Source organism: Kaistia defluvii (genome assembly GCF_040548815.1).
GTDB classification, from domain to species: Bacteria; Pseudomonadota; Alphaproteobacteria; order Rhizobiales; family Kaistiaceae; genus Kaistia; species Kaistia defluvii_A.
Window position 1 is genome coordinate 722363 of sequence record NZ_JBEPSM010000001.1, and the last position, 21444, is coordinate 743806.

Below are 21444 nucleotides of genomic sequence, written 5' to 3' on the forward strand. Positions count from 1 at the left end.
CGACACTACGGGGCGGCCTTCGGGCCGCCCTTTTTGTTGCCCGCCCATGTGTCGCTCCGCCGATGGGGGCGGGGCGGGCCGTCAGGCAACCAAACTCCTTTGCCCGCGTTTTCTCCGCGAACCAAAGGAGGCCCAGATGGCTCATGAAGAAGATCACGGCAAGTCGCTCGCGGAAATCGAAGCGCGGGCCTGGGAACTGACAGAGAAGATCCAGTTTGCGCTGTTCAGCACCTGGACCGGCGAGAAGCTGGAGCAGTGGCCGCTGACCGCCCATGTCGACAAGGAGGCCCGCGCCTTCTACTTCCTGGTCGATAAGGGAGCAGCCCGCTACAACCACATTGAGACCTATCCCGACGTGATGCTCGGCTTCTCGGATTCGCCCGGCGGCAAGTATGTCGTGATCAACGGCAAGGCCGAGCTCAGCAATGATCGCGCCAAGATCAAGGAGCTTTGGTCGCCCTTCGCCAAGGCCTGGTGGGATTCGGCCGACGATCCGGCCATTCGGTTGCTGACGGTCACGCCCTATCGGGGCGAGGTCTGGGATTCGCCGAACAAGCTGGTTTCGGCAGCGATCATGCTGACGGCAGCCGTAACCGGCGCCAAGCCGGCGGTTGGCGAGCATGGCGCGGTGCGGATGTAGCCATCCGCCTCTCATCCACGTTCAAGGATTGTTGTGCGCGTTTGGACCTGAATGCCGGCCAGCGCGAGCGTTGCGTGCGCCGCAAGCCCAAGAGCTCCCGGGCGGCTTGTGGGTTGAAGGGCCCTGACTTCGCTAGGAGGCGAGGGCTATTGGTTCGGCGCGTTCGCGGAGCCAGATGCCCGTTTCCGCGGCCGAGATCGGCCTGCCGAACAGGTAGCCCTGGCCGATATCGCACCCCAGTTCGCGCAGCGTGGCAAGGATCTCCGGCGCCTCGATGCCCTCGGCGGTGGTCGCAAGGTCGAAGGTCGTCGCCAGTTGCATGATGGCGCGCACGATCCGCCAGCCCTCGTCGTTCAGCCGGGCGCGCTCGACGAAATCGCGGTCGATCTTCAACCGGTCGACGGGCAGGTCGCTGAGGTGGCGCAGGCTTGAGTAACCGGTGCCAAAATCGTCGAGGGCGACCGAAACTCCGACATTTCGAAGCGTGGTAAGGATCAGTCGCGCCGCCGACACTTCGTCGACGAGCGCGTTCTCGGTTATTTCCAGTTCCAGACGAGCGGGCGCGAAATTCTCGCGGGCGAGGATATCGAGGATCCGCGCGGCCATCTGGGGTTCGGCGAATTGCGTCGGCGAGATATTGACCGAGAGCCGAAGGTCCGAGGGCCAGGCGCGGGCGTCATGGCAGGCGCGAACCAGCAGCTTGTCGAAGAGTTCGCCGATCCGCCCGACCTCCTCGGCAAGCGGGATGAAATCGGCCGGCGCGATGATGCCGCGTGTCGGGTGATCCCAGCGGGCCAGCACCTCGAAGCCGATCAGGCGGTCATCGTCCAGCGCAATCAGCGGCTGGTAATAGGGGACGATCTCGCCCGCATCCAGAGCGCGATGAAAATCCGTCTGGAGCGCCTGGCGATACTCGACTTCTTCGTCGATCCAGACCGCGAGTCCGCGCGCTTTGCTGCGGGCGATCCGCTTGTCGCGATAGAGCGCGACGTCGGCGGCGCGCAGCAGCGCCTCGGCGTTGATGTCTTTCCGCTCGGAGATCGCCAGTCCGACCGAGGCGCTTACCTCGATGCTGCCATTGGGGATCTCGATCGGGCTGCTCAGCCATTCCTGCATGCGTCGGCGGAATGACTCGGCGTCGCCCCAGGCGCCGCCTTGGGCGAGGATCGCGAACTCATCGCTGCCGAGGCGCGCAACCGCCGTGGCGTCCTTGGCCAGTTGGGCAAAGCGCTTGCCCACCTCCGCCAGCACGCGGTCGCCGGCGGCGTGGCCGTGCGTGTCGTTGACGGCCTTGAAACGATCCAGGTCCATCAGGAAGACCGCCGCGGCGGAGCCGCCGTCGCGCCAGCATGCCAGCGCGCCGTCGGTCGCGCGCACGAAGGCGCTGCGCGTCAGCAGGCCGGTGAGGGGATCGCTGGTATGCGCTGTGCTGAGTTCCTGCTGCTTGGCGAGGGAGAGTTGGAGTGCGGAACGCAGGCGCGTCAGATTTCGGTACAGGTAAAATCCCGCGAGGGCGTAGAGGGACAATCCTGAGGCGATAAACATATGGGCAATACTTGCGGTAACGCCAAATGGTGCCGCAAAAATGCCCAAGATACCCAATAAAAAGGTAATCGAACCAAGAAAAACGATACCGGTCAACATGACTACTGCCTAATGCGCCCTCGATCTGTCATGCAGAAGCAGCATACCGATAACTCGATATAATTGCCGCGCAACGCAGTCCGACCTGCTCACAGGGTCACGGATAACATGCGCTCAAGTCAATAGAAGAATGGGTAAGCTGGAAAAACACCAGACTCGAAACCCGCTCCCGAAGTAATTCCGATTTCTATATTGACGCAACGTAAGGTTGGCTTTTGGGCGCCTGATTGGCCTGGCGTGCAGGCCCTGCTCCTCTGGATGCCCGTATTGAGGCCTCGTTTTGCGTCAAGATGGTTGAATCAAGGCCTCTCCGACATCTTAAGGATGTTTCCGTCGGTCTCTCCTGTGGCCAAAAGAAAACGGCGCCGGGCGATGGCCCGACGCCGTTGAATGAGGGTGGTGCGACGTCCGAAGGATCGTGCCCGCCTTACTTAGTCCTTGGCGCGCTCGACATACGAGCCGTCTTCCGTGAGGACGACGATGCGCGTGCCCGGGCCGATATGCGGCGGCACCATCGAGCGGACGCCGTTCGACAGGATCGCCGGCTTGTAGGACGAGGAGGCGGTCTGGCCCTTGGTGGTGGGCTCGGTCTCGACGACTTCGAGCGTCATGCGCTGCGGCAGCACGATGCCGACGGCCTGCTCTTCGAAGATCGACAGGCGGACGACCATGCCTTCCTGAAGGTAGGGCGCTGCATCACCGATGACCGCCGGCGTGACGATCAGCTGCTCGTAATTGTCGGTGTTCATGAAGGTGAAGCCTTCGCCGTCCTGAAACAGGAAGGAGAAGTCGCGATCCTCGACGAACGCGCGCTCGACCTGCTCGGTCGTCTTGTAGCGGTTCGAGATCTTCACGCCGTCGGCGAGGCCGCGCATGTCGATCTGCGTCGTCGGCGTACCCTTGCCGGGATGGAAGCTCTCGGCCGTGAGAACGGCGTAGAGCTTGCCATCGACTTCGAGAATGTTGCCCTTGCGGACCTGGCTGGCGATAACCTTCACGAATTAATCCTCAGATTGGCGTCGGCGCCCGTACAAAGGCGCGATTATGGCGCGCACCATAGCGATTCCGCTGCTTCGCGCCAGTCGAATCTCGTCGAGGCCGGCAGGCTTGCCCGGTGTCCATGACAGGAGAACTGCGAGAATGACCCGTGCATCCCCCTGGTGGACGCCGCATGTCCATGCGGATCGCCGTCCCTTGCTGATGACGCGCGGGCGCATCAAGGCAGCGGTGCACAACTGGTTCTTGGGCCGCGATTTCGTCGAGGTCGAATGCGGCATCCTGCAGGTTTCGCCCGGCAACGAGGCCCATCTGCACGCCTTCGCCACCGAACGCGTGTTTCCCGACGGAACCCGGCAACCGCTTTATCTGCATACTTCGCCGGAATTCGCGGCGAAGAAGCTGCTGGCGGCAGGCGAAAAGCGGATTTACACGCTGGGCCCCGTGTTCCGGAACCGCGAGCTCGGTCCGCGCCATGCCTGCGAGTTCACCATGCTGGAGTGGTACCGTGCCGGCGAGGCCTATGAGACGCTGATGGAGGATTGCGCCGCGCTTCTGGCCGCGGCCGCCGAGGCGGCCCAGACACGCCGCTTCACCCATCGCGGCTTCGAGACCGATCCGTTCGCCGAGCCCGAGCGGCTGACCGTCGCCAACGCCTTTCTCCGTCATGCGGGCATCGACCTGCTGGCGACACTCGCCGAGGACGGCGCGCCGGACCGCGACGGGCTGGCGGCGCAGGCGACGGCGACCGGTATCCGCCTCGTCGATGACGACAGCTGGAGCGACATTTTCAGCCGCATCATCGCCGAGAAGGTAGAGCCCAATCTGGGGCAGGGCCGGCCGACGGTTCTGTGCGAATACCCCGTCGTCGAGGCGGCGCTGGCCCGGCCGAAGGCGGGCGATCCGCGCGTCGCCGAGCGCTTCGAGCTCTATTGCTGCGGTGTCGAGCTCGCCAACGGTTTTGGCGAGCTGACGGACGCCGCCGAGCAGCGTCGGCGCTTCATTACCGAGATGGACGAGAAGGAGCGCGTCTATGGCGACCGCTACCCGCTCGACGAGGATTTCCTCGCTGCGCTCGCCATCATGCCGGCGGCATCCGGCATCGCGCTCGGCTTCGACCGCCTGGTCATGCTGGCGACCGGAGCGCCGCGTCTTGACGCGGTGATCTGGACACCGGCGGCGGAATGACCGAAAGAGTGCGGAATGTCCCGCTCACCCGTCATTCCGCTTGAAAAATCACTGACCCTGCGTTCGCCCGCAGCGCTTGTCGAAGCTGGCCTTGCGCCACTTTCGGCGCGCGAAGGGCTGGACCGCGTGGCCGAGCGCTATGCCGTGGCCGTGACGCCCGCCATGGCGACGCTGATCGACGCGAGCGACCCGCAGGACCCGATCGCGGCGCAGTTCGTTCCGACGACGGCCGAGCTGACGACCTTGCCGGAAGAGCGCGCCGACCCGATCGGCGACGATGCGCACAGTCCGGTGCCGGGGTTGGTGCATCGCTACCAGGACCGCGTCCTGCTGAAGCTGGTGCATGTATGCGCCGTCTATTGCCGTTTCTGCTTCCGCCGCGAGACGGTCGGCCCCGGCGGCCCGACCATGCTCGGCGAGGACGAGCTGGAGGCAGCGCTTGCCTATATTCGCGGCCGGCCGGAAATCTGGGAAGTGGTCTTCACCGGCGGCGATCCGCTGGTCATCGCGCCGCGCCGGATGGCGGAATTGCTGGAGCGCTTTCGCGCCATCGAGCACGTCAAGATCCTGCGCTTTCACACGCGCGTGCCGGTCGTCGATCCCGCGCGCATCACCGGCGAATTGGTCGCGGCGCTGCGCAACACCGGCAAGACCGTCTATATCGCCATCCACGCCAATCATCTACGCGAGCTGACGGCCGATGCCCGGGCGGCGTTGGCCCGGCTTGTCGACGCCGGCATCGCGCTGGTCAGCCAGACGGTGCTGCTTAAGGGCATCAACGACGATCCCGAGACGATGACGGCGCTGATGCGCGGCTTCGTCGAGGCGCGGGTGAAGCCCTATTACCTGCATCATGGCGACCTCGCCCCCGGCACCAGCCATTTCCGCACCTCGATCGCGGAAGGTCAGGCGCTGATGCGCGCCCTGCGCGGCCGGCTCTCCGGCCTCGCCCAGCCCACCTATGTGCTCGACATTCCCGGCGGCTACGGCAAGGTGCCGATCGGGCCGGATTATGTCCGCGAGGACGGCACTGTCATCGATCCGAATGGCGGCGCGCACGAATATCGGTTCAACGACGCGGTCTGAGATTGGCGCCAAGGGCGTCTGCGCCTTGCGATCCGCCGCCGGCCGATGGCAGGATCGGCCGAATGTTCCGCATGAGGGTTTACCGTGTACCAGCCACCCGCCTTTCGTGAAGACCGGCTTGACGTCATGCATGGGCTGATGCGTGCCTATCCGCTGGCCATGCTGGTGACGGCGGGAGAGGGCGGGCTGATGGCCAATCTGATCCCGTTCCTGATCGATCCGTCCGGCTCCGAAAAAGGGCTGTTACGGGCCCATCTTGCCCGCGCCAACGAGCAGTTGGCGGCGCTCCGGGCCGGCGCCGAGGCGCTGGTTCTGTTCCAGGGACCGAACGCTTATGTGACGCCGAACTGGTATGCGACCAAGGCCGAGACCCACAAGGTCGTGCCGACCTGGAACTACGCCACGGTGCATGCCTGGGGCACGCCGCGCATCCTCGAATCGACCGAGTGGCTGCGCCAGCAGGTCGGCGAACTGACCGATGCGAGCGAGGCGTCGCAGGCGCGAGCCTGGCGCGTCGATGACGCGCCGGAGCCGTTTCTCGCCGGCCAGATGAAGGGCATTGTCGGGCTGGAGATCCCGATTTCCCGCATCGAAGGCAAGTGGAAGGTGAGCCAGAACCGGCCTGCCGCCGATCGCGAAGGCGTCATCGACGGATTGCGACAGAGCGACCATCCGATGGCCGAGCTGGTGGCCGAACGTTACAAGCCGGCTTCCGACTGAGGCTGTCTCTGGCTCACGCCCTGCGCGAGCGCACCAAGGCGGCCTTAGCGCTGCGGTTGCGCTCAAAGCGGGCGAAGCCGGCATAGCGGCCGGGCTTGTGGTAGAAGGCCAGCACGATGTTGAGGCAGATCACGGCGAAGACCGAGAGCGCCACCTGGCTCGGCTGGAGCAGCAGGAATGCCGCCGCCATGACGCAGAGATCCGCCGCCATCAGCAGCTTGCCGGCCCGCCACCCGCGGCGTTCCTGCAGATAGACCGCCGCCGTCGCGAAGCCGCCAATGCCCGCCTGGTGGCGGATCAGCGACAGCATGCCCATGCCGATCAGCAGCCCGCCCATCGCCGCCGCCAGGATCGGTTCGATATGGCCGAAGGTCAGCAGGGACGGTAGCAGGGTGGTCTCGACCGAAAGCAGCGCCGTCGCGATGACCGAGCGCAGCAGGTAGAGCGGGCCGAAGGCCAGATAGGCGAAGATGAAGAACGGCACGTTGATGACGAAGAAGACGCTGCCGAAATCGAGCCCGGTCGCCTTGTTGGTCAGGAAGGCGATGCCCGCCGTGCCGCCAATGCCAAGCCCCGCCGCCTTCAGCATGGCGAGGCCGAGCGCGATGAACAGCGTGCCGATCAGGAAGGCGAGCACATCGTCATAGAGCGAATGCGCGAGCTGCCGTTCGTCGTTCATGGGCCATCTCCGAGGCGCACCGATGCAATAGGACAGTAATACTGTCTTAAATCGCCGACAAGCGAATATTGCGGTGCAACATCTGCCGGGCGATGCTGTGGCGGCTGACGGATGAGGAGCGGCGATCTAGCATGGTCGATAGCGATATAGCCGGAGCGGGTCAGAGGGGAAATCAATGCGCGCATTCAAGATCATCCGGGGTGGCCGCCTGCTCGATGCGGGCGCCAGGGCGGCGCCGCTGCGCGATATCCTGATCCGCGACGGCGCCATCCTCGAGATCGGCGCGCCAGGTCTCAACGCGCCGGACGATGCGGAGATCGTCGATGCCAGCCGGCATCTGCTGCATCCGGGCCTCGTCAACGGCCACACCCATGGCACCGGGGCGCTGACGCGCGGCTATCGCGACCGCTTCAATCTGGAGCTCCTGCTGCTGGCGACCCCGGCGCGCTTCGCCAACCAGACGCTGGAGATGAAGTATCTCAACACCTATCTCGGCGCGGTCGAGATGGCGATGAAGGGCTGCACGCTCGCCTTCGATCTGACCTTCGGCCTTCCGGTCGCCTCGATCGAGGAACTGGAGGCGATGGGGCAGGCCTATCGCGACGCCGGCATTCGCGCCGTGATGGCGCCGATGCTGGCCGATACGACCTTCTATCGCGGCATTCCGGGTCTGGTCGAAAGCCTGCCCGACGATCTGCGGGCGCTGGCCAAGATCGACGGCGCGCCGGCCACCGACCGGGTGCTGGCGCTGATGGACGAGGCGCTGAAGCGCTGGCCGCATGACCGCGACCACGTCAAGCTCGGTATCGCGCCGACCATTCCGCTGGTCTGCTCGGACGAACTGATGCTCGGCTGCGACCGGCTGGCGCGCGAGCATGGGACGGTCATCCAGAGCCATATCGGCGAGGCCAAGATGCAGGCCATCTCGGCGATCGCCAAGTATGGCAAGACCATGCTGGCCCATGTCGACGACCTGGGCGTCCTCGGCCCGCACTTTTCCATCGCGCATGGCATCTGGCTTGATGATGACGACCTGCGTCGCGTCGCCGACCGTGGCTCGTTCATCTCGCACAATGCCGGCAGCAACATGCGGCTCGGCTCGGGCATCGCCGATGCGCGCAAAATGCTGGAATTCGGCATCAACCTCGCCATCGGCACGGATGGCGCCGTCTCATCGGATAACCAGAACATGTATGAGGCGATGCGCGCCGCCGGCCAGGTCGCTGCCGTGCGCCAGCCGGACCATCGCCGCTGGCTGACGGCGCCCGAAATCATCGATGCGGCGACGCGGGGCGGGGCGCAGATGGCCGGCTTCGACCATGTCGGCGCCATCGCGCCCGGCAAGCGCGCCGACATCGTCTTTCTCAGCCTCGATCATCCCAACTGGATGCCGATCAACGATCCCGCGACGCAGCTGGTCTTCGCCGAGGACGCGACCGCCGTGCGCCATGTCATGGTCGACGGCACGTTCATCGTCCGCGACGGCCGACACCTTGCCTCCGACATGGCGTCGCTCGCCGACAAGGCGGAGGCGGCGCGTGACCGCATGTTGGAGTTGAACGCCGCCGAGATCGCAAAGGTCGAAAAGCTGGAGGAGGCCGTGACCGGCTTCTGCCGAGGGCTGTCGATGAAGCCGTATCGCGTCGAGCGCTATGCGGCGTTTCCCTGCGGCTGCGACGAGGCCTCCGGTTTCGCGGCGACGCCGGGCTGACGGGCGGAACGCCGCGCCGACTTCTTGGCCGGCAGGAAGCGGTGGAAGACCGCCACCGCCAGCACGGCGAGAGCGATGCCGCCGATGATCCAGGCCGGCCGGATGCCGGCGGCGGGGTTGAAATTGGTCGGCAGGACGCGGCTGAAGGCGACGCCGATCTTCAGATAATAGTAGAGCGCCTCGCCGAACGCCGTGGCCACCGTCATGGTGGCGCCCAGCGCCAGCGTCGCGGGCAGGGTGGCGATCCGCGCCTCGCCGAGCCATGCCGCCAGCAAGCGCCAGGTGAGCAGCCAGATCGCGACGGCGGTGATGACGATCGGCTCGGTGACGCCGAGCTTCGACTGCAGGAAGAAGTGCAGCGCCGCCAGCAGGATGATCGGATAGATGAGATGGTGCAGGCGGCGCCAGTTGAGGCCGCCCATGCGCTTCATCATGCCATTGGTTGAGGTGATCGCCAGCGGCGTCAGCAGGATTAGGACCATCAACCCGATGGTGAGATAGACGCGGGCGAAGATCTCCGAGATCACCTTTGGCACATCCCAGGCGAGATCGCCGGCATAGGCGACAAGGTGGATGAGCCCATAGGCGAAGACCGCATTGCCGAGCGCGCGCCGGACGAAGACCAGTTCCGGCCAGCGCCAGACATGGCGCAGTGGCGTGATGGCGAGCGTCAGTAGCAGGAACCGCACCGCCCAGAGGCCGGTCTGGTGGTTGATCTCGATCATCTGGCGGGGACCGAGCGTCCCCATCATGGCGCGGGCCACGAGCCACAGGCCAGGCAGGAACACGCCGGCGAAGACGATGGCCTTGAGCGGCGAGAAATCGCCCTTCCTGTCCTGCCAGGGATAGAGACGGGCGGCCGGCGTGGCGGATCGATTCATCGGGACCTCATGCAATCGCTGTTAGTCCTCATACGTGACCAGAAGGCGATTTGTGTCACCGCGGCGATCAGCTTTCCGTGAGCGGTGCCAATTTTGCCAGCCGTTCAAAGGCCGTCGGGCGCGGGATGCCGTCCCTCAGGCGCGCGTCGATCCGCGCGGCGCACTCGGCTGGCGTGAGCTGCGACGTGTCGAGTTCGAGGTCGTAGATGCCGGGGACATGCACGGCGTTCTGCCAGCGGAGGACCGGGGCAGGGACGGGATCTCCGGCGGTGCCTACGGCATAGAGGCCCTCGCGCCCCGCCTGCCCGGCGCGACGCCGCTGCATGATGGTCTCGATGGGACAGCGGACGCCGACGAACAGCACCGGAAGGCCGGAAAGGCGACGGGCGCAATCGGGCAGGATTTGCAGCGGCTGTGAATAATCGTCGTGATGGCCGACATCGACGACGACGTCGAGGCCGAGCCGGCTGTGCGCCGCGATCGATTCGTAGAGCGCAGCGTAGAACGTCGGGAGGCGCGGTTCGAGATCCGGCCGTTCACCACCGGGACGAAGGCCTAGGCCCGGCCGATGGCGCGGCGGCGTTACGGCGTTGACATAGGCGTCGACGCCAAGACTCATCCAGGCGCCGTCGAAGCTCTCCTGGATGGCGGCCGCGATGCTCGATTTTCCGGATCGCGGCGCGCCGTTCAGGATGACGATCCGGCCAGGGCGAGGGGCCTGCGTCAAGCCGAAGCCTCAGGCTTCGGCTTCGACCAGTTCGCTGCGCCAGGGCGGGTTGGCGCCGGCGCGCGAGCAGGTGATCGCGGCGACGCGGTTGGCGAAATCGAGCGCGTCCTTGAGGGCGGCGGGGTCGATGTTGCGCACGCCGTCGATCGTCAGGTGGCCCTTCTCGGAGAGCCGCGCCAGCAGGCCGCCGGTAAAGCTGTCGCCGGCGCCCACTGTGTCGGCGATGATGACGGGGATGACCGGGCTGAAGACCGAGCCACTTGGCGTATAGGCGGTGACGCCATTGCCGCCGCGCGTGACGACGACGAGGCCCGTGCCGGCAGCGAGCCAGCCGCTGGCAACCGTCCCCGCCTCGACGCCCGGATAGAGCCATTCGAGATCGGCGCCGGAGATCTTCACGATGTCGGCGCCATGCGCGAACTTTTCGACGTTGGCGATGAACGCGTCGCGGTCATGGATCAGCGTCGGGCGGACATTGGGGTCGTAGCAAAGCACCCGCTTGCCGCGATTGGCATCCATCACGGCGGCGAGGCGGCTGACGCTGGGCTCGGGGATCAGCGAGATCGAACCAAAGTGGATCGCCTCGACCTCGTCGCCGATCGGCTCATGCGCGGCCGGATCGTGCAGGCGTCCGGCCGAATTCTCGTCGAAGAAGGCGTATTGCGGTTCGTCATGCAGCAGGCTGACGAAGGCGAGCGTGGTAGGACGCGCCGAGAAGCCGACATATTTCAGGCTGACCAGGGAGCGCTTCAGTTCCTCGACCAGCATCTCGCCGAAGAAATCGGTCGAGATGCCGCCCAGGAAACCGGTATGGTTGCCCAGCCGGCCGGCGGTCAGGGCCACGTTGTACGGCGAGCCGCCGACTTTCGGCTGATAGGAATCGTTTCCCGCCGCATCCTTGACCGGCAGGAAGTCGATCAGTGCCTCGCCGCAACTCACGATCATCTCGGTCTTCTCCCGCTGGTCTGTATCGTCCATGCCCATTAGCCGAAGCGCGGCGCGCCGCCAAGCGGCTTCGACGTGTCGCGTCGGTCCGCGCATGGGTGCGATCCGATGTCCCTCGTGTTTCGTCGCAGCCTTTGCCCTATAACGGCCTTGCGCCGGTGGCATCCGCCGGATCGTCGAAGTTTTCTGCTGCAACGACCGAGAAACCATGCCGTCAGACGTAACGCTCTGGGGCGCCCTGATCGCAGGGCTGCTTTCCTTCATTTCGCCCTGCGTGCTGCCGCTTGTGCCGCCCTATCTCTGCTACGTGACGGGGCTGAGCCTCGACGAGGTGGCGGGAGCCAAGGCGGATGGCCGCAACCGGCGAATGGTGCTGCGCTCGTCCTTCGCCTTCGTTCTGGGCTTCACCACCGTCTTCGTGCTGCTCGGGGCGACGGCCTCGGTGCTCGGCCGGATGGTGGCGCGGCAGCAGGAAATTCTCTCCATCGTCGCCGGCCTGGTGATCATCGTCATGGGCCTGCATTTCCTCGGCGTTTTCCGCATCGCTTTCCTGCAGCGCGAGGCGCGGGTACAGGTCGCCAACCAGCCGGGCGGCCTCGTCGGGGCTTACGTGCTCGGGCTGGCCTTCGCCTTCGGCTGGACGCCCTGCATCGGTCCCGTGCTGGCGGCGATTCTCGCGGTTGCCGGCTCGCAGGATACGGTCGGCCGCGGCGCCGGCCTGCTCGCTGTCTATTCGCTCGGCCTCGGTATTCCCTTCATGATCGCCGCCGGCTTTGCCGAGCGTTTCATCGGCGGGTTGCGCCGGTTCCGTCGCTATATGCCGATGGTCGAGAAGGCGATGGGCGTTTTCCTGATTCTTGCCGGCGTGCTGTTCCTGACCGGCCAGATGACGGCGATGTCGTTCTGGCTGCTTGAAACTTTCCCCGCGCTGTCGCGGATCGGCTGATTTCGGATCATCCCAAAAATGCGGCAATAGCTATTTAGGCTTTTCGCGCCATAGCTACGCGCCACAGCTTCGCTCTCCTGGAGGAACCATGCCGGATCGCTCTTCGCTCGCCATCGTGCTCGCTGCAGGCGAGGGCACCCGCATGCGATCGTCCCTGCCCAAGGTGATGCATCCCGTCGCTGGCCTGCCGATGATCGGCCATGTGCTGAAGACGGCGACCGGCGCCGGCATCGACCGTTTCGCCGTCGTCGTCGGCAATGGCGCGAGCGCGGTGCGCGACTTCGCCGCCAAGGCCGCGCCCTCGGCGTTTATCGTCGAACAGGTCGAGCGTCTCGGCACCGCGCATGCCGTGCTGGCGGCGCGCGAGGCGCTGGAAATCGCCGCCGATGACGTGCTGGTGCTCTATGGCGACACGCCGCTGGTCACCGCCGAGACACTGGCCCGCATGCGCGCCGAGCTGGCCAAGGGCGCCAGCGTCGTCGTGCTCGGCTTCCGCCCGGAGGTGCCGACCGGCTATGGCCGCCTGATCGAGCGCGACGGGCAGTTGCTGGCGATCCGCGAGGAGCGCGAGGCGAACGAGGAAGAGCGCGCGATCGGCTTCTGCAATGCGGGCCTGATGGGCTTTCGTGGAGAGACGATCCTGGCCGTGCTCGATGCCATCGACAACAACAACGCCAAGGGCGAGTTCTACCTGACCGATGCGGTCGAGATCGCCAACCAGCGTGGTCTCGGCGTGGTGGCCATCGAGGCCGACGCGGCGGAGGTCGGCGGCGTCAACACGCGCGCCGAGCTCGCCGATGTCGAGCGCATCTGGCAGGACCGCGCGCGGCAGGCGGCCCTCCTTGCCGGTGTCACCATGATCGCGCCGGAGACGGTATTCCTGGCGCATGACACGAAGCTTGCGCGCGACGTGGTGATTGAGCCGAACGTCTTCTTCGGCCCCGGTGTCACCGTCGACGAGGGTGTCGTCATCCACGCCTTTTCGCATCTGACCGGCGCGCATCTGGAGCGCGGCGCCGAGGTCGGGCCGTTCGCACGGCTTCGCCCCGGCGCGCAGCTTGGCCCCAAGAGCAAGGTCGGCAATTTCGTCGAGGTGAAGAACGCCGAGATCGGCGCCGGCGCCAAGATCAGCCATTTGACCTATATCGGCGACGCCAAGGTCGGTGCCGAGGCGAATGTCGGCGCGGGCACGGTTACCGGCAATTACGACGGCTACGACAAGGCGCTGACCGTGATCGGCGAGGGTGCCTTCATCGGCTCCAACAGCGTGCTGGTCGCGCCGGTGACGATCGGCGATGGCGGTTATGTCGCCTCGGGCAGCGTCATTACCGAGGATGTCTCGCCCGACGCGCTGGCGATTGCCCGCGGACGACAGGTGGAAAAGCCGGGCTGGGCCGCCCGCTTCCGCGAGATGAAGGCCAAGACCAAGCGCGTCCGCGTCTAGGCGGTCGGTGAAGGCGAGAAACAGGAAGTGATTTCCGGCACTTGGCCCAAAAGGCTAAGAGGCGCTTGGATCTGACTTGGACTAGGATGCCGCCTTGAAGGCATCGCGAACGGGGAAACTGCAACATGTGCGGAATTATCGGCATTCTGGGCCGGACGCCCGTCGCGCCACTTCTGGTCGATGCGCTGAAGCGGCTGGAATATCGCGGCTATGATTCCGCCGGGATCGCGACGCTGGAGGACGGCCATCTCGATCGCCTTCGCGCCGAAGGCAAGCTGCGCAATCTCGACCTGAAGCTGGCCGTTTCGCCGCGCTTCGGCCTGACCGGCATCGGCCATACCCGCTGGGCGACCCATGGCGCCCCGACGGAGCGCAATGCCCACCCGCACGCGACCGAGCGCCTGGCCGTCGTCCATAACGGCATCATCGAGAATTTCCGCGAGCTGCGGCTGGAGATGGAAGCGGCCGGCCGCACCTTTTCCTCCGATACCGATACCGAGGTGATCGCCCATCTGGTGACGGTCAAGCTCGCCGCCGGCCTGTCGCCGAAGGAGGCCGTGCAGGCGGTTCTCGGCCGGCTGACGGGGGCGTTCTCGCTCGCCTTCCTGTTCGAGGGCGAGGAAGACCTGCTGATCGGCGCGCGTCGCGGCAGCCCGCTGGCGATCGGCTGGGGCGAGGGCGAGATGTTCCTCGGCTCCGACGCCATCGCGCTCGGGCCGTTCACCGATGAGATCACCTATCTGAACGATGGCGACTGGGTCGTGCTGACGCGCTCGAGCGCCGCGATCTATGACGAGGCGGGCAATCCGGTCGAGCGGCTGCTGACGCGCCTGCAGGGCACCACCCATGTCGTCGACAAGGGCAACTACCGCCACTTCATGGTCAAGGAGATCCATGAGCAGCCGGAAGTCGTGGCCCACACGCTGGCGCATTATCTCGACCTGGTGAACGGCAGCGCCAAGCTTCCGGCCGGCATTGATTTTGCCGCGATCGACCGGCTGTCGATCACCGCCTGTGGCACGGCCTTCTTTGCCGGCTTCGTCGCCAAGTACTGGTTTGAGCGCTATGCGCGGCTGCCAGTCGACATCGATATCGCCTCCGAGTTCCGCTATCGCGAGCAGCCGCTATCGAAGAACGGTCTTTCCATCGTCATCTCGCAATCGGGCGAGACCGCCGACACGCTGGCATCGCTGCGCTATGCCAAGGGCGAGGGACAGAAGATCGCCGCGGTCGTCAATGTCCGCGAATCGACCATCGCCCGGGAGGCGGATTTCGTGCTGCCGACCCTGGCGGGACCTGAAATCGGCGTCGCTTCGACCAAGGCCTTTACCGCCCAGCTTTCCGTGCTGGCAGCGACCGCTGTCGCCGCCGGCAAGGCGCGCGGCGTGCTGAGCGGCGACGAGGAGCAGGCGCTGGTGCGCGCGCTCAGCGAAGTGCCGCGCCTGATGCACGAGGCGCTGAAGCTTGATGCGCAGATCGAGGCGCTGGCGCGCGACCTGGCCAAGGTCAAGCACTGCCTCTATCTCGGCCGTGGCACTAGCTATCCGATCGCGCTGGAAGGCGCGCTGAAGCTCAAGGAAATCTCCTATATCCACGCCGAGGGCTACGCGGCCGGCGAGCTGAAGCACGGCCCTATCGCGCTGATCGACGAGGACATGCCCGTCGTCGTCATCGCGCCCTACGACCACATCTTCGAGAAGACCGTCTCGAACATGCAGGAAGTCGCGGCGCGCGGCGGCCGGATCATCCTGATCACCGACCGGAAGGGCGCCGAGGCGGCCGCCATGGATACGATGGCGACGATCATCCTGCCCGAGATGCCCTCCAGCGTGACGGCGCTGGTCTATACGATCCCGGTGCAATTGCTGGCCTATCACACCGCCGTCTTCATGGGCACGGACGTCGACCAGCCGCGCAATCTCGCCAAGTCGGTGACGGTGGAGTAGCGCGTTCGCGACGCTGGGAGCGCAGGTCGCCGCGGAACGAATTCGCCGCCGGCGCCTTTGCGCAGGAGTATCTTCTGGTCATCCGTATGCCAGCCGTCATAATGGCGGCTGGCAGGCATGATTCAGGCGCGCGGGCGGTGGAATGAGCTCTCAGGAACCCCAACTCCCTCCAGCCGGTGAAACGGGCGGCAGTCGGCTGATCAAACGGTTGCGGAACTATTTCCTCACCGGTCTGGTCATCGCCGCGCCGATCTCGATCACGATCTACCTGACCTGGTCGCTGATCAAATGGATCGATGGCTGGGTCAAGCCGGTCATCCCGCTCGAATACAGCCCCGACGCCTATCTGCCCTTCTCCGTTCCGGGCTTCGGCGTGTTCGTCGCCGTCGTGGCGCTGACGCTGCTCGGCTTCCTGACGGCCAACTTCGTCGGGCGCTCGCTGGTGCGCATGGGCGAGCAGTTGCTGAACCACACGCCGCTGGTCCGCAATCTCTACAGCGCCCTCAAGCAGCTCTTCGAGACTGTGCTGTCGGGCAAGGGCGGCAAGTCGTTCCAGAAGGCGGCGCTTTTCGAATTTCCGCGCAAGGGCGTGTGGTCGATCGTCTTCATCGCGACGGAGACGAAAGGCGAGATCCGGCGGCGGATCAGCCAGGACGGTGAGGAATGGGTGACCGTCTTCCTTCCGCCGACGCCGGCGCCGACTGCGGGCTTCATGATGTTCGTGCGGCGCAGCGAACTGATCGAACTCGACATGACGGTGGAGGAGGCTGCGAAGCTGGTCATTTCGGCCGGCCTGGTCGCCCCCGAATATGACGTGGCGGCCCATACCCCGCCGCTCGACCCGCCCGCTCCGGTCCTGACACGGCGCTCCGGCGGCTAGGCGAGGGTCCAAACCTCCCAACAAGAAAGGCCCGGTCTCGACCGGGCCTTTTCGCAGGAGATCGCGTGGCGATCAGAAGCGGTAGTTCAGGCCCGCGCGCACGATGCTGGCGCTGATCTCGCCGCGGCTCGAAGCGCTGCCGGCGGAGCCGAAATCGAAGTCGAAGGTCTTGGAGCCGAAGTCGGTGTAGAGATACTCGGCCTTGACCGACCAATTGCTATGGGCAATCGCCCATTCCGCGCCGGCGCCGATCGCATAGCCGACCATGGTCTTGCTGTCGGTCTGGGAGTATTCCGGACCGGTGAAGCCGCCGGGAACGCCGCCCTGGATGGTGAGGCCGGCCTTGCCCTGACCGACTGCGAGACCGCCCGTGCCATAGATCAGCACATTGTCGATGGCGTAACCGACGCGGGCGCGCAGCGTGCCAAACGACTGCAGCTCCGCGGAGGTCTGGTAGTAGGGTCCTTGCGGCGAACCCAGGAAGCTGACCGAGGTCTTGAGGTCCGTGGCCTGGTAATCTGCTTCCGCGCCGAACACCCAGGTGCCAACCTGATAATTGTAGCCGATCTGTGCGCCGCCCAGGATGCCGTCGGCGCTGGCCGAGCTGTCGGCGCCAAGGAACGTCGCCGCCGGTATGAAGGTGCCGAGGCTAAGGCCGACGAGCGGGCCGGTCGTGGTCATCGAATTCTCGCTGGTGTCGACGTCGCCCCAGCCGTAACCGGCGTTCAGGCCGACATAGAAGCCTGTCCAGGAGAATGGCGCGGCGACCGCCGCCGGAGCCGCCGCGGGCTCGTAGGTCAGGTCGGCCGCGAGCGCGGGGGAAGCAACGAGCAGCGTCGTGGCAAGCAGGGCGAACTTCGAAGCGGTCATGATGAGCTCCACCAGAAGGATTGTGAAACCATCGTAACAAAACTCGTTCGAAATGCTGTTGCACTAAGGCAACTATATTAACCGAGAGATCATATGGTTGACGAAGTGTTGCAGCGACCGCGCGATGCTATGACTCGCCCGCGAGGCTACGGCGCGCCTTGTCGAGTTCCTCGGCGTAACGGCGGAACAGATGCGCCTCGGTCAGCAGGCCGATGACGTGCCGGCTTGACGCATCGTCGACCACGACCAGTTCTTCGCTCTCCGCCTCGTCGAATACCTTGGCAGCCGTCTGGGCACTCATGTTGGGAAACAGCATTTTATCGGGCTGGCGGCAGAAGGACTGGATCGTATCGTCGACATCTTCGGATGGGGTCGAGTGGATCTCGGCGACCAGAATGATGCCGGCATAGCGGCCATCGGTATCGGTGACGACGACGCGCTGGGTCGAGCCGAGCGGAAACAGGCTGCGAAAGGCGCTGACCGGCATCGTGGCGAGCACGCTGCGCACGTCGGTTCGCATCATGCGGCCAACCGTGAGGCCGCGCAGCCAGCCGACGTCGATGGCGCTGCGGATCGTTTCTCCGCGCAAATGCAGCCGCCAGGTTGAGAACGAATAGCCGAAGAACTCGCGCACGGTGATGGCGGATAGGATCGAGGCAGCCAGCACGATGCCGGTGATGGCGAGATCGCCGGTCGCTTCCAGCGCCAGGAAGGTCATGGTGAGCGGGCCGCCCACGATTCCGACCCCGAGCGCGCTCATGCCGACGATGGCGGCGGCCACCGGGTCAATGCCGGCGGACGGGGCGATCCAGGCGACCGCCATGGCGAACAGCTTGCCGACGATGACGCCGAGAAACAGCGATGCGAAGAACATGCCGCCGCGAAAGCCCGACCCGAGCGAAATCGAGACGCCGGCGATCTTCAGCAGAAGGATGGTCGCCAGCAGGCCGGCTGGCACGCCCTCGGCCATATTCAGATGCATGGCGCCATGGCCGGCCCCGAGCACCTGGGGACTGTAGAGCGCTAGCCCGCCGAGGATGGCGCCGCCGACGGCGGGGCGGATGGCGCGCGGCAGCCGGCTCTTCTGGAAGATCACCTCGGCGAGCGTGACCAGCCGCATGATGGCGATGGCGGCGAAGCCGGCGATTACACCGAGCAGTAGGTAGGGGGGATAGTCGACGGCATGCAGCGCCAGTGCCTTCGGCACCTCGATGGTGTAGGCGGCGGCGCCCAGGCCTTGGGCGACCAGGAAGCCGGCGATCGACGCCGTCATCACCGGGGCGATGTTCGCGACCGTATAGACGCCGATGATCAGCTCGAAACCGTAAAAGGCGCCGGTCAACGGCGCGCTGAAGGCCGCCGCGATGGCGCCGGCCGCGCCGCAGCCGACGACAGTGCGCAGGTCCGTGCGGCGCAGATGCAGGCGCTGGCCGATGCGCGAGGCCATGGCGCTGCCGACCTGCGTATAGCCCGCCTCGAGGCCCACCGAAGCGCCGGAGCCATTGGAAATGATCGCCTCGAGGGCGACGCGCAGGCTGTCGCGCAGCGACATCCGCCCGCCATGCAACGCATTGGCTTCAATCGGGTCGACGATCTGGCGCGCGCGCCGGAAGAACAGCAGGAAGAGCGCGCCGAGCACCAGCCCGCCGCCGGCCGTGGCGGCCGCGCGCCAGGGCGGCGAGATCATGGCGGTTGCGCTGAGGAAGCCATCCGGCTCGATCGAGAACAGAACCACGTGCAGCCATTGCGCCAGCCGGCTCATGATCGTGACGGCAAGGCCGGCGAGACATCCGATCACCGCCGCAACGATCAGCAGCGAGGGCTCCCGCGTCCGGATCAGGGCGCGGGCGCGGCTCATGGCGCGGTCGGGGAGGGTGGAAAGTCCCATGTCAGTCGCGATGCCTATGCTCGCCGTTTGAATAGGCGTTCCCGCCTTCAAAAGCTTCGCGCGTCTTGTCTCAGCCGGCGCGCAGTAGCTTGATCGCCTCGTCTCTGCCGAAAAGATAGAGCAGCAGCTGCAGCGCCTTGCCGCGCGGCGATTGCAGCGCGGGGTCCTTCTCGACGATCAGCCGCGCATCGTCGCGGGCGATTTCGAGCAGATTCGCGTGATGCTCGAAGCGCGCGATCTTGAAGCCCGGCGTGCCGGATTGGCGCGTGCCGAGCAATTCGCCTTCGCCGCGCAGCCTCAAATCTTCCTCGGCGATGCGGAATCCGTCCTCGGTGTCGCGCATGATGGCAAGCCGGTCATGCGCCACCTCGCCGAGCGGTCCCTTGTAGAGGAGCAGGCAGGTCGACGCTTTCGAGCCGCGGCCGACGCGGCCGCGCAGCTGATGCAGCTGCGCGAGGCCGAAGCGCTCGGCATGCTCGATCACCATGATGGTCGCGTCCGGCACGTCGACGCCGACCTCGATCACCGTGGTCGCGACCAGGATCCGGGTTTCGCCGCGCTGGAAGCGCTGCATTGCCTCGTCCTTCTCGGCCGCCTTCATCCTTCCGTGGACGAGGCCGACGACCGGGCCGAGCGCGCGCTGCAGGTCGACAAAGCGATCCTGCGCCGCGGCGGCGTCGACCTCCTCCGATTCCTCGACCAGCGGGCAGACCCAATAGGCCTTGGCGCCCTCGGCGATCGCGGCGCGGATTCGCTCCACCACCTGGTCGAGCCGTTCGAGCGGCACCGTGCGGGTTTCGATCGGCTGGCGGCCGGCCGGTTTGTCCGGCAGCTTGGAGACGTCCATGTCGCCAAAGGCGGTGAGCACCAGCGTGCGCGGGATCGGCGTCGCGGTCATGACGAGGATGTCGGTGGCCGCGCCCTTGGCGGAAAGCGCCAGGCGCTGATGCACGCCGAAGCGGTGCTGCTCGTCGACGATCGCCAGCGCCAGGTCGCGGAACTCGACGCCGGCCTGGAAGACGGCATGGGTGCCGACGACGAGATCGATGCTGCCATCGTCCAGTCCGGCCAGGATCTCGGCGCGCTCGCGGCCCTTTTCGCGGCCGGTCAGGATCGCCATGCGGATGCCGGCGGCGTCGGCGAGCGGTTGCAGCGTCTTGGCGTGCTGGCGGGCGAGGAGTTCGGTCGGCGCCATCAGCGCCGCCTGGCTGCCTGCCTCGATGACGGTCGCCGCCGCCATTAGGCCGACCATGGTCTTGCCCGAACCGACATCGCCCTGCAGCAGGCGAAGCATGCGTTCGTCGGAGGCCAAGTCCTTCTCGATATCGGCGATCGCGGCCTGCTGGCTGCCCGTGAGCGTGAATGGCAGGGCAGCGGTGATCGCGCGCCGCATCCGCCCGTCGCCGATCCGCGCCCGTCCGGTGGCGCGGCGCAGATTGGCGCGCGTCAGCATCAGGGCGAGCTGGTTGGCCAGGAACTCGTCATAAGCGAGGCGGCTGATGGCCGGCCCCTCCGGCGCCAGTTCGGCTGGCGTCGTCGGCGCATGCACGGCTTCCAGCGTCGGCTTGAAGCCGGTCCAGCGCTGGCGCGACATCAACGTCGGATCCTGCCACTCCGGCAGGTCGGGGAGGCTGTCGAGCGCGCCGCGCATGGCGCGTCCCAGCGTCTTGCGCGCCAGCCCCGCCGTCATCGGATAGACCGGCTCGACCATCGGCAATTGGTCGAATGCCTCGCGGTCGACGATATGGTCGGGATGCACCATTTGCGGCCGGCCGTTGAACCACTCGACCTTGCCGCTGACGAAGCGCGTTTCGCCGACCGGCATGGTGCGTTCGAGGAAGTTCTGCTCGGCGCGGAAGAAGACCAGTGCGATCTCGCCGGTGTCGTCATGCGCCATGACGCGGTAGGGGATTCGCTTGTTGCCGCGCGGCGCCGGCAGATGGCGGTCGATGCGCACCTCGAGCGTGACGATGGCGCCTTCCGGCGACAGCGCGATGCCGGGCTGGTTGCGGCGGTCGATCAGCCCCACGGGAATATGCAGCAGGAGATCGGTTACGCGCGGCGGTTCCGGCGCGTCGCCACCCAACAGCAACCGACCCATGGCCTCGCCGATCTTGGGGCCGACGCCCGTCAGACTCGTGACGGGGCGGAACAGCGAATTCAGGATTTCGGGGCGCATCGGGGCATGATTCTCCTGGCCGGGAGATTAGAACGTCCCGCCAACCTTTCGCCATGGCGTCGGGCAGGGTAGGA

General features: G+C 66.0%; 18 protein-coding genes. 9 read left to right on the forward strand and 9 right to left on the reverse strand.

Annotation, left to right across the window (positions count from 1 at the left end; translation table 11 throughout):
* Nucleotides 1–136 precede the first annotated feature (136 nt).
* A complete protein-coding gene (locus tag ABIE08_RS03445) occupies nt 137–640 on the forward strand; it encodes a pyridoxamine 5'-phosphate oxidase family protein (protein ID WP_354548767.1) in 504 nt (167 codons plus the stop codon).
* A 132-nt stretch (nt 641–772) separates the two neighbouring features.
* On the opposite strand, the gene ABIE08_RS03450 is transcribed toward ABIE08_RS03445, so the two are convergent.
* Together ABIE08_RS03450 and efp are read right to left on the reverse strand one after the other, a co-directional pair.
* On the reverse strand, nt 773–2284 hold the full coding sequence (locus tag ABIE08_RS03450) for a putative bifunctional diguanylate cyclase/phosphodiesterase (protein ID WP_354548769.1): 1512 nt from the start codon (nt 2282–2284) through the stop codon (nt 773–775).
* 431 nt (nt 2285–2715) lie between these two features.
* On the reverse strand, nt 2716–3282 hold the full coding sequence (gene efp, locus ABIE08_RS03455) for an elongation factor P (RefSeq protein WP_266331805.1): 567 nt from the start codon (nt 3280–3282) through the stop codon (nt 2716–2718).
* Nucleotides 3283–3424: 142 nt separating this feature from the next.
* Here efp and epmA point away from each other — a divergent pair, with 142 nt between their 5' ends.
* The 3 genes from epmA to ABIE08_RS03470 all read left to right on the forward strand — a co-directional run bounded on the left by epmA (nt 3425) and on the right by ABIE08_RS03470 (nt 6274).
* Complete coding sequence (gene epmA / locus ABIE08_RS03460) at nt 3425–4468, forward strand: EF-P lysine aminoacylase EpmA (protein WP_354548771.1); 1044 nt, start codon at nt 3425–3427, stop codon at nt 4466–4468.
* A gap of 15 nt (nt 4469–4483) precedes the next feature.
* Nucleotides 4484–5554 (forward strand): lysine-2,3-aminomutase-like protein, encoded by a 1071-nt coding sequence (locus ABIE08_RS03465; RefSeq protein ID WP_354548773.1) that lies wholly within the window; start codon nt 4484–4486, stop codon nt 5552–5554.
* A gap of 84 nt (nt 5555–5638) precedes the next feature.
* Nucleotides 5639–6274, forward strand: coding sequence for an FMN-binding negative transcriptional regulator (locus ABIE08_RS03470; RefSeq protein ID WP_354548775.1), 636 nt, complete (start codon nt 5639–5641; stop codon nt 6272–6274).
* 13 nt (nt 6275–6287) lie between these two features.
* Here ABIE08_RS03470 and ABIE08_RS03475 read toward each other — a convergent pair whose 3' ends face one another.
* On the reverse strand, nt 6288–6953 hold the full coding sequence (locus ABIE08_RS03475; protein WP_354548776.1) for a YitT family protein: 666 nt from the start codon (nt 6951–6953) through the stop codon (nt 6288–6290).
* Nucleotides 6954–7128: 175 nt separating this feature from the next.
* Here ABIE08_RS03475 and ABIE08_RS03480 point away from each other — a divergent pair, with 175 nt between their 5' ends.
* Complete coding sequence (locus ABIE08_RS03480; protein WP_354548778.1) at nt 7129–8664, forward strand: amidohydrolase family protein; 1536 nt, start codon at nt 7129–7131, stop codon at nt 8662–8664.
* Here ABIE08_RS03480 and ABIE08_RS03485 read toward each other — a convergent pair.
* The 3 genes from ABIE08_RS03485 to ABIE08_RS03495 form a co-directional block, all read right to left on the reverse strand.
* The gene (locus tag ABIE08_RS03485) at nt 8604–9545 is read right to left on the reverse strand and encodes a sulfite oxidase heme-binding subunit YedZ (protein WP_354548780.1); all 942 of its coding nucleotides are present in this window, start codon (nt 9543–9545) and stop codon (nt 8604–8606) included. The genes ABIE08_RS03480 and ABIE08_RS03485 overlap by 61 nt on opposite strands.
* A 67-nt stretch (nt 9546–9612) precedes the next feature.
* Nucleotides 9613–10272, reverse strand: a complete 660-nt coding sequence (locus tag ABIE08_RS03490) for a chloramphenicol phosphotransferase CPT family protein (RefSeq protein WP_354548781.1) — start codon at nt 10270–10272, stop codon at nt 9613–9615.
* Between the two features lie 9 nt (nt 10273–10281).
* The gene (locus ABIE08_RS03495; protein WP_354548783.1) at nt 10282–11250 is read right to left on the reverse strand and encodes a carbohydrate kinase family protein; all 969 of its coding nucleotides are present in this window, start codon (nt 11248–11250) and stop codon (nt 10282–10284) included.
* A 175-nt stretch (nt 11251–11425) separates the two neighbouring features.
* Here ABIE08_RS03495 and ABIE08_RS03500 point away from each other — a divergent pair, with 175 nt between their 5' ends.
* The 4 genes from ABIE08_RS03500 (at nt 11426) to ABIE08_RS03515 (ending at nt 16433) form a co-directional block, all read left to right on the forward strand.
* Complete coding sequence (locus ABIE08_RS03500; RefSeq protein ID WP_354548785.1) at nt 11426–12163, forward strand: cytochrome c biogenesis CcdA family protein; 738 nt, start codon at nt 11426–11428, stop codon at nt 12161–12163.
* An 88-nt stretch (nt 12164–12251) separates the two neighbouring features.
* Entirely contained in the window at nt 12252–13607 is a 1356-nt protein-coding gene (gene glmU, locus ABIE08_RS03505; RefSeq protein WP_354548786.1) for a bifunctional UDP-N-acetylglucosamine diphosphorylase/glucosamine-1-phosphate N-acetyltransferase GlmU, read from the forward strand.
* 125 nt (nt 13608–13732) lie between these two features.
* Entirely contained in the window at nt 13733–15553 is a 1821-nt protein-coding gene (gene glmS / locus ABIE08_RS03510) for a glutamine--fructose-6-phosphate transaminase (isomerizing) (protein WP_354548788.1), read from the forward strand.
* Between the two features lie 142 nt (nt 15554–15695).
* Complete coding sequence (locus ABIE08_RS03515; RefSeq protein WP_354548789.1) at nt 15696–16433, forward strand: DUF502 domain-containing protein; 738 nt, start codon at nt 15696–15698, stop codon at nt 16431–16433.
* Nucleotides 16434–16505: 72 nt separating this feature from the next.
* Here the strand turns inward: ABIE08_RS03515 and ABIE08_RS03520 are convergent, their stop codons facing one another.
* From ABIE08_RS03520 to recG, 3 genes are all read right to left on the reverse strand, one after another.
* Nucleotides 16506–17303, reverse strand: a complete 798-nt coding sequence (locus ABIE08_RS03520) for an outer membrane protein (RefSeq protein WP_354548791.1) — start codon at nt 17301–17303, stop codon at nt 16506–16508.
* Between the two features lie 127 nt (nt 17304–17430).
* Nucleotides 17431–19191, reverse strand: a complete 1761-nt coding sequence (locus tag ABIE08_RS03525; protein WP_354548792.1) for a chloride channel protein — start codon at nt 19189–19191, stop codon at nt 17431–17433.
* A gap of 70 nt (nt 19192–19261) precedes the next feature.
* Nucleotides 19262–21370, reverse strand: coding sequence for an ATP-dependent DNA helicase RecG (gene recG / locus ABIE08_RS03530; RefSeq protein WP_354548794.1), 2109 nt, complete (start codon nt 21368–21370; stop codon nt 19262–19264).
* Nucleotides 21371–21444 lie beyond the last annotated feature (74 nt).

What these genes read in the sequence shown, in the direction of transcription:
- epmA (WP_354548771.1), top strand. Translation starts at nt 3,425, where the DNA reads ATGACCCGTGCATCCCCCTGGTGGACGCCGCATGTCCATGCGGATCGC.
- glmU (WP_354548786.1), top strand. Translation starts at nt 12,252, where the DNA reads ATGCCGGATCGCTCTTCGCTCGCCATCGTGCTCGCTGCAGGCGAGGGC.
- ABIE08_RS03515 (WP_354548789.1), top strand. Translation starts at nt 15,696, where the DNA reads ATGAGCTCTCAGGAACCCCAACTCCCTCCAGCCGGTGAAACGGGCGGC.
- ABIE08_RS03480 (WP_354548778.1), top strand. Translation starts at nt 7,129, where the DNA reads ATGCGCGCATTCAAGATCATCCGGGGTGGCCGCCTGCTCGATGCGGGC.
- recG (WP_354548794.1), bottom strand. Translation starts at nt 21,370, where the DNA reads ATGCGCCCCGAAATCCTGAATTCGCTGTTCCGCCCCGTCACGAGTCTG.
- ABIE08_RS03475 (WP_354548776.1), bottom strand. Translation starts at nt 6,953, where the DNA reads ATGAACGACGAACGGCAGCTCGCGCATTCGCTCTATGACGATGTGCTC.
- ABIE08_RS03495 (WP_354548783.1), bottom strand. Translation starts at nt 11,250, where the DNA reads ATGGACGATACAGACCAGCGGGAGAAGACCGAGATGATCGTGAGTTGC.
- ABIE08_RS03520 (WP_354548791.1), bottom strand. Translation starts at nt 17,303, where the DNA reads ATGACCGCTTCGAAGTTCGCCCTGCTTGCCACGACGCTGCTCGTTGCT.
- ABIE08_RS03485 (WP_354548780.1), bottom strand. Translation starts at nt 9,545, where the DNA reads ATGAATCGATCCGCCACGCCGGCCGCCCGTCTCTATCCCTGGCAGGAC.
- ABIE08_RS03525 (WP_354548792.1), bottom strand. Translation starts at nt 19,191, where the DNA reads ATGGGACTTTCCACCCTCCCCGACCGCGCCATGAGCCGCGCCCGCGCC.
- glmS (WP_354548788.1), top strand. Translation starts at nt 13,733, where the DNA reads ATGTGCGGAATTATCGGCATTCTGGGCCGGACGCCCGTCGCGCCACTT.
- ABIE08_RS03445 (WP_354548767.1), top strand. Translation starts at nt 137, where the DNA reads ATGGCTCATGAAGAAGATCACGGCAAGTCGCTCGCGGAAATCGAAGCG.
- ABIE08_RS03500 (WP_354548785.1), top strand. Translation starts at nt 11,426, where the DNA reads ATGCCGTCAGACGTAACGCTCTGGGGCGCCCTGATCGCAGGGCTGCTT.
- ABIE08_RS03450 (WP_354548769.1), bottom strand. Translation starts at nt 2,284, where the DNA reads ATGTTGACCGGTATCGTTTTTCTTGGTTCGATTACCTTTTTATTGGGT.
- ABIE08_RS03465 (WP_354548773.1), top strand. Translation starts at nt 4,484, where the DNA reads ATGTCCCGCTCACCCGTCATTCCGCTTGAAAAATCACTGACCCTGCGT.